The sequence below is a fragment of the Pseudomonas sp. MPB23 genome (assembly GCF_046605395.1).
Lineage (GTDB): Bacteria > Pseudomonadota > Gammaproteobacteria > Pseudomonadales > Pseudomonadaceae > Aquipseudomonas.
The window spans coordinates 4323253-4334965 of sequence record NZ_CP176771.1 but is presented as its reverse complement, the minus strand read 5'-3'; the positions used below and the strand labels follow the sequence as shown (position 1 = coordinate 4334965).

Annotated in this window: 11 protein-coding genes; 4 read left to right on the top strand and 7 right to left on the bottom strand. The window is 62.1% G+C overall.

Features of this window, described 5'->3' with window-relative positions; all coding sequences use genetic code 11:
• Positions 1 to 148: 148 nt before the first annotated feature.
• Both ACLH0J_RS19505 and ACLH0J_RS19500 read right to left on the bottom strand, forming a co-directional pair.
• Positions 149 to 1207: a tetratricopeptide repeat protein gene (locus tag ACLH0J_RS19505; RefSeq protein ID WP_411388587.1), complete on the bottom strand. Its 1059-nt coding sequence runs from the start codon at positions 1205 to 1207 to the stop codon at positions 149 to 151.
• Positions 1208 to 1277: 70 nt separating this feature from the next.
• A complete protein-coding gene (locus tag ACLH0J_RS19500) occupies positions 1278 to 2171 on the bottom strand; it encodes a bestrophin family protein (RefSeq protein WP_411392860.1) in 894 nt (297 codons plus the stop codon).
• Positions 2172 to 2388: 217 nt separating this feature from the next.
• Here ACLH0J_RS19500 and ACLH0J_RS19495 point away from each other — a divergent pair, with 217 nt between their 5' ends.
• The 4 genes from ACLH0J_RS19495 to ACLH0J_RS19480 are packed head-to-tail and all read left to right on the top strand — an operon-like array spanning position 2389 to position 6277.
• Positions 2389 to 3156, top strand: a complete 768-nt coding sequence (locus tag ACLH0J_RS19495; RefSeq protein ID WP_411388586.1) for an SDR family NAD(P)-dependent oxidoreductase — start codon at positions 2389 to 2391, stop codon at positions 3154 to 3156.
• A gap of 11 nt (positions 3157 to 3167) precedes the next feature.
• Positions 3168 to 4352 carry an acetyl-CoA C-acyltransferase gene (locus ACLH0J_RS19490; protein WP_411388585.1) on the top strand — a complete coding sequence of 395 codons (1185 nt, stop codon included), beginning with the start codon at positions 3168 to 3170 and terminating at the stop codon, positions 4350 to 4352.
• A gap of 12 nt (positions 4353 to 4364) precedes the next feature.
• The gene (locus ACLH0J_RS19485; RefSeq protein WP_411388584.1) at positions 4365 to 5492 is read left to right on the top strand and encodes an acyl-CoA dehydrogenase; all 1128 of its coding nucleotides are present in this window, start codon (positions 4365 to 4367) and stop codon (positions 5490 to 5492) included.
• An 11-nt stretch (positions 5493 to 5503) separates the two neighbouring features.
• Complete coding sequence (locus ACLH0J_RS19480) at positions 5504 to 6277, top strand: enoyl-CoA hydratase (protein ID WP_411388583.1); 774 nt, start codon at positions 5504 to 5506, stop codon at positions 6275 to 6277.
• 74 nt (positions 6278 to 6351) lie between these two features.
• Here the strand turns inward: ACLH0J_RS19480 and ACLH0J_RS19475 are convergent, their stop codons facing one another.
• The 5 genes from ACLH0J_RS19475 to ACLH0J_RS19455 all read right to left on the bottom strand — a co-directional run bounded on the left by ACLH0J_RS19475 (position 6352) and on the right by ACLH0J_RS19455 (position 11712).
• Positions 6352 to 7503, bottom strand: a complete 1152-nt coding sequence (locus ACLH0J_RS19475) for an acyl-CoA dehydrogenase family protein (protein ID WP_411388582.1) — start codon at positions 7501 to 7503, stop codon at positions 6352 to 6354.
• A 3-nt stretch (positions 7504 to 7506) separates the two neighbouring features.
• The gene (locus ACLH0J_RS19470) at positions 7507 to 8610 is read right to left on the bottom strand and encodes an enoyl-CoA hydratase/isomerase family protein (RefSeq protein ID WP_411388581.1); all 1104 of its coding nucleotides are present in this window, start codon (positions 8608 to 8610) and stop codon (positions 7507 to 7509) included.
• A 140-nt stretch (positions 8611 to 8750) separates the two neighbouring features.
• Positions 8751 to 9461, bottom strand: a complete 711-nt coding sequence (locus tag ACLH0J_RS19465) for an HPP family protein (protein WP_411388580.1) — start codon at positions 9459 to 9461, stop codon at positions 8751 to 8753.
• A 174-nt stretch (positions 9462 to 9635) separates the two neighbouring features.
• Positions 9636 to 9803 (bottom strand): hypothetical protein, encoded by a 168-nt coding sequence (locus tag ACLH0J_RS19460; protein ID WP_411388579.1) that lies wholly within the window; start codon positions 9801 to 9803, stop codon positions 9636 to 9638.
• Positions 9804 to 10089: 286 nt separating this feature from the next.
• Positions 10090 to 11712: an ArnT family glycosyltransferase gene (locus tag ACLH0J_RS19455; RefSeq protein ID WP_411388578.1), complete on the bottom strand. Its 1623-nt coding sequence runs from the start codon at positions 11710 to 11712 to the stop codon at positions 10090 to 10092.
• Position 11713 lies beyond the last annotated feature (1 nt).

Below are 11713 nucleotides of genomic sequence, written 5' to 3'. Positions count from 1 at the left end.
TGCCCTCAGGTCACAAACGAATAGAGGATGCGCGGCGTTTATTACGGACGCGCCATGTTCTCTTGACCTTTGCGCTTGACGGCGGTTCAACCTGTTGCGGGATTAATGAGGCCGGCGGCACGCTTTGCAAAAAAGCTGCATGAACGACCTACAGGCCTTGTTGCAGGGCCGGATCGTCGGGGTTCAGTTGCTCCAGTTGCGCGAGCAACACCTGCACATTCTGCAACTGGCCGCTTTCTTTCCAATAGTTGACGAGCAGCACCCGCGCCTTGCGGTTGGCTGGGTGGCGCTGGACGATTTCCTCCAGTTGGCGCTGGGCGGCTTCCAATTCCTGCTGAGCATGCAGGGTGGTGGCCAGGTCGTAGCGATAATCCTGGTTGTCCGGCTCAAGCTCGACGGCTTTGGACAGGCCGAGCAGCGCGTAGGGCCGTTCGCCATGGTGCAGCAGCCACATGCCCAGGGCGTGTTGCAGGTAGGCCGATTCGGGATGCGCCGCCAATTGCCGCGCCAGCAGTTGGCGGGAGTCGTCGGTCTTGCCTTGTTTGTCCAGCAACTCGATCTGCGCCACCACGGCTTGCAGGTTGTCCGGTTGCAAGCGCATCGCCTGCTCCAGGGCATGTTGTGCGTCCGGCAACAGGGCGCTGTGGATGTACAGGCGTGCCAGTTGAATCCAGCCCTCGGCCGTTTCGGGCTGGGCTTTGAGCTTTTTCACGTACTCGTCGAGCACCTGCTGCAACGGCCCGAAGTACAGGCCCAAGGTGTCGGGGGACAGACCAAGCAAGGCATCGGCGGCGGCAAATCGTACGCTCTGTTCGGGATCGTCCAGTACCGGGCCGAGCAACAGCGTGCGCTGGCCGGTGGGAACCAGTCCCACAATGCTGCGAATGGCGGCCTCGCGGACCCGTGGTGATTCGTTGCTCAGGTCGTTATCCGCAAGTTTCAAGGCTTTGGGGCTGGGGTAGTTGGGCAATTCGACATGCAGGGCGGCGCGGCGCTCGGGGGACAGGTCCGGCCGGCCCAATTGCTGGTACAACACACGCGCCGCGCCCGGCTCGCCGTTATGCGCCTGTTTCAAGGCTTTGGCATAGCCATGGGCAATGGCGGGCGGCACGGCCTGCGGAGCGGAGCGGGAGACATACCAGGTGATCAGCGCAATAAACAGCAGGGCGCACAGGCCGACGATGGCGTAACGGCGTGACTTGGGCATTCAGGCGTCCGAAAGCGTGGGAAGCAAAGTGATCAGCTTCGGTCAGACCACGGTGAGTGTCAAACCCCTATCAGGTGAGCACGTATTCCACCGGTTCCAGCGCTGGTGGCAAGTCGGTTTCGCCAAGGGCAGCCAGCACCTCGCGCTCGACGGTGCGCAGGAGGGCATTGCAGGGTAGATCGTTTTCGTCGAAGCCGAAGGGGTCTTCCAGGTCATCGCCGATTTCATCCAGGCCGAAAAAGGTGTAGCTGACGATGGCGGTGAACACCGGCGTGAGCCAGCCCAGGGGTTCGGCCATGGCGAACGGCAAGAGAATGCAGAACAGGTAAATGGTGCGATGCAGCAGCAAGGTGTAGGGAAAGGGCAGCGGGGTGCCTTTGATGCGCTCGCATGAGGCCTGGACCTGGCTGAGGCTGACCAGGCGCGTTTCCAGTTGCGTATAGCGCCATTCGCTGAGCACGCCTTGCTCGGTCAGTTCGGACAACCGCGCGCCGACGTTTTGCAGCACGCGATCGGGCAGGTTGGGGTGGTTGGGTTGCACTGCGGTCCAGGGCGTTATCGCCTGGCGTTCATCCTCATGGCGCAAGCGTGCGATCAGGCCATGGGCAAACCCGCACACGCCGCGCAGCAGGCCCGCGCGCTCTATCGGGTCCTTGAGTACCTGGGTCTCACGGATCAGCGAGCGCACCTCGATGATCATCTGCCCCATCTGCTTGCGGCCTTCCCACCAGCGGTCATAGCAGGCGTTATTGCGAAAGCTCATGAAGATCGACAACGACAGCCCGAGCAACGTGAACGGCGTGGCGTTGACCTTGGAGAAGTACGCCGGGTGCAGCGTCTCCACCAGCACGATCACCGAGGCCAGCAAGGTGACAAGCAGGCTGCGCAGGGCGATGCGCTTGGCAATCGAGCCCTTGAGGGAAAACAGGATACCCAGGAGGTTGGGTTTGGGACGCACGATCATCGGGGCGGGGACTTCTTCGGTGGCGCAGGCCATCAGGTTAGAAGCTTGCGCGAATCACGTCCAATCGCTTGGGCCGACCGAGCGATCAGCGGGGTCGATGATTGGCCAAACCAGTCAGTCAGGTTGAAGGCTTTGACCATTGCTGCTGCCGCGCCGGGGAGCGACTATTTCGTCGATTGTGGACTGACTCGATGCGTGCTCTAAGGAAACAACAATAATGCAAATTGAGAACAAGGTTTTTCTGGTCAGTGGTGGGGCTTCCGGTCTCGGCGCGGCCACCGCTGAAATGCTGGTAGCCGCCGGCGCCAAGGTGATGCTGGTGGATCTGAACGCCGACGCTGTGGCGGCCAAGGCCAAACAGTTGGGCGACAACGCGCGCAGTGCCGTGGCGGATATCAGCCAGGAAGCCGCGGCCGAAGCGGCAGTGCAAGCCACCGTGGCGGCCTTCGGTGGCCTGCATGGGTTGGTGAACTGCGCCGGGGTGGTACGCGGTGAGAAAATCCTCGGCAAGAACGGTCCCCATGGACTGGCCAGTTTTGCCCAGGTGATCAACGTCAACCTGATCGGCAGCTTCAACCTGCTGCGTCTGGCGGCGGCGGCCATTGCTGAAACCGAGGCCAATGCCGATGGCGAGCGCGGCGTGATCATCAACACCGCCTCTGTCGCAGCCTTTGACGGGCAGATCGGCCAGGCCGCGTATGCGGCGTCCAAAGGCGCGATCGCCAGCCTTACGTTGCCCGCCGCCCGTGAGCTGGCGCGCTTTGGTATCCGCGTGATGACCATCGCTCCGGGCATTTTCGAGACGCCGATGATGGCGGGCATGACCCCGGAAGTGCGCGATTCTCTGGCCGCCGGCGTGCCATTCCCGCCACGTCTGGGCAAACCCACCGAATACGCCGCGCTGGTGCGGCACATCATTGAAAACAGCATGCTCAATGGCGAGGTGATCCGTCTCGACGGTGCCTTGCGCATGGCAGCCAAGTGAGGAGCACTCCCATGAACGACCCTATTGTGATTGTCAGTGCCGTGCGCACGCCCATGGGCGCCTTCCAGGGCGACCTCAAGGGCTTGACCGCGCCACAGCTCGGTTCGGCGGCGATCCGCGCGGCCGTCGAGCGGGCCGGCATCGCCAGCGACGCGGTGGATGAAGTGTTGTTCGGCTGTGTACTGCCTGCGGGTCTGGGCCAGGCGCCGGCGCGTCAAGCCGCCCTGGGGGCCGGGTTGGATAAGTCGACGCGCTGCGCCACGCTCAACAAAATGTGCGGCTCGGGCATGGAAGCGACGATCCTGGCCCATGACTCGCTGCTGGCAGGCAGCGTCGATGTGGTCATCGCCGGGGGTATGGAAAGCATGTCCAACGCGCCATACCTGCTGGACCGTGCCCGCAGCGGCTACCGCATGGGCCATGGCCGCGTACTCGACCACATGTTCCTCGACGGCCTGGAGGATGCGTATGACAAAGGCCGCCTGATGGGCACCTTTGCCGAAGATTGCGCCGCGAATAACGGCTTTACCCGCGAAGCCCAGGACGCGTTCGCCATCGCCTCCCTGACCCGTGCGCAGGAGGCGATCACCCAGGGCAACTTCGCCGCCGAGATCGTTCCTCTGCAGGTCACCGTGGGCAAGGAACAGCGCACCATCCTGCACGACGAACAACCGCCCAAGGCCAAGCCGGACAAGATCCCCAGCCTGAAACCGGCGTTCCGCGAAGGCGGTACCGTGACGGCAGCCAATTCCAGCTCGATCTCCGACGGTGCGGCCGCCTTGCTGTTGATGCGCGAGTCCGAGGCGCACAAGCGCGGGCTCACGCCGCTGGCGGTGATCAGTGGGCATGCGGCCTTCGCCGATGAGCCCGGATTCTTCCCGGAGGCGCCGGTGGGGGCGATTCGTCGATTGATGAGCAAGACCGGCTGGAGCGTCGATGAGGTCGATCTGTTCGAAATCAATGAAGCCTTCGCCGTGGTCAGCCTGGTGACCATGAACAAGCTGGACATCCCCCATGCCAAGGTCAATGTGCACGGTGGCGCCTGCGCCCTGGGCCACCCGATCGGTGCTTCTGGCGCACGGATTTTGGTGACCCTGCTCTCGGCCCTCCGCCAGAAAGGTCTCAAGCGCGGCGTCGCCGCCATCTGCATTGGCGGCGGTGAAGCCACGGCCATGGCCGTCGAATGCCTGTATTAAGGATGCTGCCCCATGCTGCCCAATGACGAACAGATGCAAATCAGCGAAGCCGCCCGGCAATTTGCTCAGGAGCGCCTCAAACCCTTCGCGGCCGACTGGGACCGCGAACACCGCTTTCCCAAGGAAGCCATCGCAGAAATGGCCGAACTGGGCTTTTTCGGCATGCTGGTGCCGGAACAGTGGGGTGGCAGTGACACCGGCTACCTGGCCTACGCCATGGCCCTGGAAGAAATCGCCGCTGGCGATGGGGCCTGCTCGACCATCATGAGCGTGCACAACTCGGTGGGCTGCGTGCCGATCCTCACGTTCGGCAACGATCAGCAGAAAGCGCAATTTCTTACCCCGCTGGCCAGCGGCGCCATGCTCGGCGCGTTTGCCCTGACCGAACCCCAGGCCGGCTCCGACGCCAGCAGCCTGAAAACCCGCGCCCGCCGTGAGGGCGATCACTACATATTGAACGGCTGCAAACAGTTCATCACTTCCGGGCAGAATGCCGGCGTCGTGATTGTGTTCGCCGTGACCGACCCAACCGCAGGCAAGCGCGGTATCAGCGCGTTTATCGTACCGACGGATTCGCCGGGCTACACGGTGGCGCGGGTCGAGGACAAGCTGGGCCAGCATGCGTCGGACACTTGCCAGATCCTCTTCGAAGACGTCAAGGTGCCGCTCGCCAACCGTCTGGGGGAGGAAGGCGAGGGCTACCGCATCGCCCTGGCCAACCTCGAAGGCGGGCGTGTCGGCATTGCCTCCCAATCGGTGGGCATGGCCCGCGCCGCCTTTGAAGCCGCGCGCGACTACGCGCGCGAGCGCGAAAGTTTTGGCAAGGCCTTGATCGAACACCAGGCCGTGGCCTTCCGCCTGGCGGACATGGCCACGCAAATCGCGGTGGCGCGGCAAATGGTGCAATACGCCGCCACCCTGCGTGACAGCGGCAAGCCGGCGCTGGTCGAGGCCTCCATGGCCAAGCTGTTCGCCTCGGAAATGGCCGAGAAAGTCTGTTCGGCCGCCTTGCAAACCCTGGGCGGTTACGGTTACCTGAGCGACTTTCCCCTGGAGCGGATCTACCGCGATGTGCGGGTCTGCCAGATTTACGAAGGCACCAGCGATATCCAACGCATGGTCATCTCACGCAATCTCTAAGGAGCTGTTACATGAGTTACGAAACCATTTTGCTTGAAGTCCAGGACCGTGTCGGTCTGATTACCCTTAATCGCCCCCAAGCCCTGAACGCCCTGAATGCGCAGCTGATCAGTGAGTTGAACCAGGCGCTGGACAGCCTCGAATCGAACCCGCACATCGGTTGCATCGTGCTGACCGGCTCGAAAAAAGCCTTTGCTGCTGGCGCCGATATCAAGGAAATGGCCGAGCTGACCTACCCGCAGATCTATATCGACGATTTGTTCAGCGATGCGGATCGCGTGGCCAACCGTCGCAAGCCGATCATCGCCGCTGTCAACGGCTTCGCCCTGGGGGGCGGCTGTGAACTGGCGCTGATGTGCGACTTTATCCTCGCCGGCGACAGCGCCAAGTTCGGCCAACCGGAAATCAACCTCGGGGTGCTGCCGGGCATGGGCGGTACCCAACGCCTGACCCGTGCGGTCGGCAAGGCCAAGGCCATGGAAATGTGCCTGAGCGGGCGCTTTATCGATGCGGTCGAAGCCGAGCGTTGCGGGATTGTGGCGCGCGTCGTGCCGGCCGATGAGCTGTTGGATGAGGCCTTGAAAGTCGCCACGGTGATTGCCGGTAAATCGGTGCCGATCAGCATGATGGTCAAGGAAAGTGTGAACCGCGCGTTTGAAGTGAGCCTGTCCGAAGGCGTGCGCTTTGAGCGCCGGGTGTTCCATGCGGCATTCGCGACACAGGATCAGAAGGAAGGCATGGCGGCGTTCGTGGCCAAGCGCGCGCCTGAGTTCAAGGATAAGTAAGCGATCTCCGCTCACCGAAGAGCTAAATGTAGGAGGGGGCTCGCTCCCTCCCACATGGGTTCTTGGCCTGTCAGTTATAGCTGATAATTTTTCAGTTCCCGCGCAATCACCATCCGCTGAATCTCGCTGGTCCCTTCATAGATTTGCGTGATCCGCGCATCCCGGTAGTAACGCTCCACCGGGTAATCCTCCAGATAGCCGTAGCCACCATGAATCTGCATGGCCGAGGAACAGACCTTTTCGGCCATTTCCGAGGCGAACAGCTTGGCCTGGGAGGCTTCCGACAGGCACGGTTTGCCGGCACTGCGCAGCCGTGCGGCATGCAGGATCAACAAGCGGGCGGCATTCAGGCGGGTTTGCATGTCCGCCAGCAGGTTGGCCACGCTCTGGTGCTCGATGATCGCCTTGTCGAATTGCACACGGTCTCGGGCATAGGCCAGCGCTGCTTCAAAGGCGGCTCGGGCGATGCCAAGTGCCTGGGCGGCAATACCGATGCGGCCGCCTTCCAGGTTCGACAGCGCGATCGCCAGGCCCTTGCCGCGTTCGCCCAACAGGTTGGCCTCGGGCACGCTGCAGTGGTTGAGGGTCACGGCGCAGGTGTCCGAGGCGCGAATGCCCATCTTGTGTTCAGTGCGGTCGACCACGAACCCCGGCGTGTCGGTGGGTACCAGGAACGCGGAAATGCCTTTCTTGCCCAAGTCTGGATCGGTCACGGCAAATACGATCGCCAGTTTGGCGCGCTTGCCGTTGCTGACAAACTGCTTGGCGCCATTGATCACCCATTGGCCGTCGCGCAACTCCGCGCGGGTGCGCAGGTTGTGGGCTTCGGAACCGGCCTGGGGTTCGGTCAGGCAGAAGCAGCCGATGGCCTGGCCGCTGGCGAGGTCAGCCAGCCAGGTCTGTTTCTGGGCGTGTGTGCCGTAGTTGAGGATCGGCCCGCAACCCACTGAATTATGGATACTCATCAGCGCGCCGGTAGCGCCGTCGCCGGCGGAAATTTCCTCCACGGCGAGGGCATAGGCGACGTAATCGACGTAGGTACCGCCCCATTCTTCCGGCACCACCATGCCCAGCAGGCCCAGTTCGCCCATCTTCGCCACGAGGGCGTCGTCGATCCAGCCAGCTTTTTCCCAGGCTTGGGCATGGGGGGCGATTTCACCTCGGGCGAAGTCGCGGGCCATGTCACGAATCATCACTTGTTCTTCTGTGTATTCAATGTCTTGCATGGGTTATTTACCAACCTGCTCGAAGTTATGGAAGAAGCTTTCGACATGGTTTTTGTCCAGTCCATGGAGCGTTGGCGGGTTCCAGTGCGGGGTTTTGTCCTTGTCGATGATCAGGGCGCGGACGCCCTCGATCAGGTCGCCGCGCTCGAACCACTGGCGGTCCAGGTGCAGTTCGAGGGCAAAGCAGCGCTCCAGGGGCAGGTGCCGGCCTCGGCGCAACATTGCCAGGGTCACGGCCATGGCCAGGGGCGAGCGGGTTTGCATGAGATTGGCGGTGGTCAGCGCCCACTCATGGCTGTCGGCAACGGTGACTTGTTGAAGTTGTTCGACGATGCTTTCAATGTCCGGCAGGGCGAAGAAGTGGTCGATGGCCGGGCGTAACGCCGCCAGCGGCGCGTCGGGCAATTGCTGCACGGCCAGCTTGGCCAGCACCCCTTGCAGGTCCTTGAGCGCAGAGTCTTGCCATTGCAGGCCATCGAGCTTCTGGTCCAGGTCGGCGAGCCTGGCGCTCTCCAGGTACCAGTCGGCCAGGCCGCAGTACAACGCGTCTGCCGCACGAATCTGTACGCCGGTGACGCCCAGGTAGATCCCCAGCTCGCCGGGGATACGCGGCAGGAAATAGCTGCCGCCCACATCGGGGAAATACCCGATGGCCACTTCCGGCATCGCCAGGCGGCTGCGTTCGGTGACGACGCGCAAATCCGCGCCTTGCACCAGGCCCATGCCGCCGCCCAGGACAAACCCGTCCATCAGCGCCAGTATGGGTTTGCGATAGTGGTGGATGGCCAGGTCCAGGGCGTATTCCTCGACGAAGAAATCCTCGTGCAGGGTGTCGCCGCTTTTAAAGCTGTCGTAGAGGGAGCGAATGTCGCCGCCGGCACAGAAGGCCTTTTCACCGGCGCCGCGCAACACCACGGCGTAGACCTCGGGATCTTCGGACCAGGTCTGCAGATGCTGCGCCAGGCTGCGGACCATGTTCAGGGTGATGGCATTCAAGCCGGCGGGACGGTTGAGGGTGAGGTGACCGATATGGTTGCGGATCTGGGCCACCACCTCTTCTTGATGTGTATCGGCGTGGCGTGCTTCGGTTGAAACCTGAGCAGTCATCTGTAACTCCCTGCTTTTATTGTTCTTTATCAAGATGTTCGCGGGCGAATCGTCTCGCGATCGTACCAGTGCAAATTTGCTCAGTACAACCCGGAATCCTGCAGGTCGTTCTTGCATTTATGCAGAGAGTCTACGCAGCCTCAGGGCACGCGGCTTGCCAGCACTTCGCCGATGCTGCGCCGCCGCGCGTGGGTTTCCGCTGCGTGAATCAATTGCTCCAGTTCCGTGGGCGCTACGTCGTAAAACTGTTCCATCTCGGCCAATGCCAGCTTGAGGTCGGCAGCCGTCACCGCAGGGTTTGGGCCGGCAGTGGGGCTCTTCAAGATCGTCACTGACGCCTCTGCGACGCCCTTGGGATAGCGCGTTCGCGTCGCATTGTTATAGGCCAGCGCAAACACCAGCAGGGTGCCGGCGCCGAGCAGCACCGCCCCCAGCTCCTGCCAGCCGAGGGCGGCGGAGGCCGGGTCGGCCAACACCAGGGTCATGGCCAGGCCACCGGCGGGTGGGTGCAGGCAGCGCAGCCAGCACATCAGGATCAACGCCATGCCGGCCGCCAGGCAGGCACTGCCCAGGGTCCGCTCGAGCACGCGCGCGACCAGCAACGCCACGACACCTGCGCACAAATAACTGCCGATGATCGACCAGGGTTGAGCCAGCGCACCGGACGACACGGCAAACAGCAAGACCGCCGAAGCCCCCAGCGGACCCAGCAGGTGCAAGGCCACCTCCATGCCAAACACTTGGGCACATAGCCAGACACTGAACAACGTACCCACTGCCATACCAAGGGCGGCACGGCCCCATTCGGTGGGACGGGTATTGATAGCGGCGGGGAACCAACGAGCGGACATTGAAGAGGAATCCATAAACGGCGGACAAAAAAAAGGCTTGTCTGGTTGCCCGGAAAAGCCCTTTGAACGTTCCAAAATCTGGGGGAGGAACGGGTGCAGTGTGCCGCGCGGGCCCGTGCGGTGCCAATGCATATTAATGAGGGTTTAATGCAAAATTAATGGATTCAACGCGTTTCAGCCAAAAGGGATCGAGCAGATCACGGAGGTGACCGGTATGTTCAACTCCCCCAGCACGCGGTTGTGTGTCTCTTCGTTGAACATCCGGTTGAGCAGGTTCGCTTGCAGCCCTGGATCGCTGGCCAACGGCCCTTTCAGCGCCACCAAGGCATCGCGCAGTTCCATCAGCCTGTCAAGGCGTGGGACGGGGATATAGCCCACATGTATTTCGTCGCGGCTATCACGTGAAACCTCATCTGGCACGGCTTTGTTCCTCTTATGAAATAGGCCGCGGTGGTGGCGGCGGCCTATAGCGTCCTTGTTGTTATCCATGACCCGTGGCGGTAAATCGTTACCGCATTTGGCTGTTGAGTTTACATTTGGGTTTCAGGCACGGGAAAGTGAAATGACACCAGTCATTACGCATAGATGTGTAGGAGTTTTCTGCGCCGCGAATGCAGGCGCAGGAGGATCAAGGCTTTGGCGTCTGGGCCAAGTGCAGCAACACGTAGGGGTTACGGTCGAACTCACCGGTCAGGGTTGGGGTGATGGAACGAAAGCGCGGGTCTTTCAAACTCTCGTAATCCGCCGCGCTCATCACCAGCCAGGCCGGGCCTTGCAGCGGGGTCAGGTCGGAGGGTTGCTGGGTAAACAACGGCACTTGGTCGCAGTCGAGGTTGACCATGAACTTGATGGCCTTGGCGTCTTTGCCCAGCCCGTGCAATACCACCGGTGCACGCTGTTGCGTGACCTGCTCATGCACCTGCAGCGTAAAGGTGCGGGTGTCGTAGATGCTGCGCTCCACCGGCTCGACCACGCCAATATAGGTGGCCCACACCGCCAGCACGCCTGCAAACGCCGGCCCCACCGGTCTTAGACGCGGCCTGAACAATGTCAGCAATGCAACCGCCTGCAGCGCCCCAAGCACGCCGATCATCAGCCCCAGGTGGCTCAATTGTTGCGGGTAGCGCCCTCGTGCGAACAGCAGCACGCCGATCAAGAGGGCCGGAAGCAGCGTCCATAGGCCCAGCATCAGCCCGCGCAACCACGCGAACAGTCGGCCCTGCGTGACCTGGAACGGGTAGGCCGCGATGATCGCCGCCATGGGCAACATCGGCAGCACATAACGGGCCTTCTTTGCCTGGGGAATCGACAGCCCCAGCATCACCAGCAAACCAGCGGCCGCGCAATACAACACCAATTGCAGGGCCGGCTGCGGCGCATGCCGTCCGCCCAGCGCCACTGCCAGCAATACCAGCAGCGCCACGGGATAAGCCAGGGCGTAATTGCCCAGCGAACTGGTGAAGTAATACAGCGCGCCGCTGGAGCCTTCGCTGCCATCCATGCGTCCGAGGAACTGCATGCGAATCACGTCCTGCATGAAACTTTCGCCGCCGCTGAGCTTGGCCATCAGCAACAGCAGGCCAACACAGGCCACCAGTAGCGCCAGGGCCAGCAAGCCGAAACTGAACAACTGGCGCCATTGCCGGTTAATCAGGTAGTAGCTGCACAGCATGCCCGTGGGGATGACTAGACCAATCGGTCCGCGAATCGCAAAGCCGATGATCAGTAGCAGGTACAGCCAGTGCAGGCGTTTACCCGCACCGAAATGGTCATGGGCATAGCCCAGGTAAAACACCGCCAGGGCGATGGCCGCGAGCATCTGGTCGAGGGACACCGCGCGGGTTTCGCTGATAAAGGTGCTGCTGAGCAACAGGATCGCAACGCTCAGCAGTCCCCAGCGCCGGGAGTAGGGCGCCGTCAGGCGGTACATCAGGGTGACGATCAGCGCGGATGCGATCGCCGTAGGCAGCCAGGCCGTGAGGCTGGTGACCTGCCCAAAAGGCCACGACAGCAGCCAGGTCAGCAGCGTCGAGGTGGCCAGGTAATCGGCATAGGGCTGCCCGTAGGTGGTGGGAAAAAAACTTGGCCCATGGCGCAGCATCTCCTTGGCAAACAGCACGAAGCGCGAGTCGAAGCCGATAATTGCCTGGTGCCAGTTGCCGGCGATAAACAGCAACAGCGCCAACAATCCCAAACCGAGGGATTGGCGGCGGATGGTTGCATTCAACAGAGGCGGTTGAACTTTGTTCACG

What these genes read in the sequence shown, in the direction of transcription:
- ACLH0J_RS19505 (WP_411388587.1), bottom strand. Translation starts at nt 1,207, where the DNA reads ATGCCCAAGTCACGCCGTTACGCCATCGTCGGCCTGTGCGCCCTGCTG.
- ACLH0J_RS19500 (WP_411392860.1), bottom strand. Translation starts at nt 2,171, where the DNA reads ATGATCGTGCGTCCCAAACCCAACCTCCTGGGTATCCTGTTTTCCCTC.
- ACLH0J_RS19495 (WP_411388586.1), top strand. Translation starts at nt 2,389, where the DNA reads ATGCAAATTGAGAACAAGGTTTTTCTGGTCAGTGGTGGGGCTTCCGGT.
- ACLH0J_RS19490 (WP_411388585.1), top strand. Translation starts at nt 3,168, where the DNA reads ATGAACGACCCTATTGTGATTGTCAGTGCCGTGCGCACGCCCATGGGC.
- ACLH0J_RS19485 (WP_411388584.1), top strand. Translation starts at nt 4,365, where the DNA reads ATGCTGCCCAATGACGAACAGATGCAAATCAGCGAAGCCGCCCGGCAA.
- ACLH0J_RS19480 (WP_411388583.1), top strand. Translation starts at nt 5,504, where the DNA reads ATGAGTTACGAAACCATTTTGCTTGAAGTCCAGGACCGTGTCGGTCTG.
- ACLH0J_RS19475 (WP_411388582.1), bottom strand. Translation starts at nt 7,503, where the DNA reads ATGCAAGACATTGAATACACAGAAGAACAAGTGATGATTCGTGACATG.
- ACLH0J_RS19470 (WP_411388581.1), bottom strand. Translation starts at nt 8,610, where the DNA reads ATGACTGCTCAGGTTTCAACCGAAGCACGCCACGCCGATACACATCAA.
- ACLH0J_RS19465 (WP_411388580.1), bottom strand. Translation starts at nt 9,461, where the DNA reads ATGTCCGCTCGTTGGTTCCCCGCCGCTATCAATACCCGTCCCACCGAA.
- ACLH0J_RS19460 (WP_411388579.1), bottom strand. Translation starts at nt 9,803, where the DNA reads ATGGAACTGCGCGATGCCTTGGTGGCGCTGAAAGGGCCGTTGGCCAGC.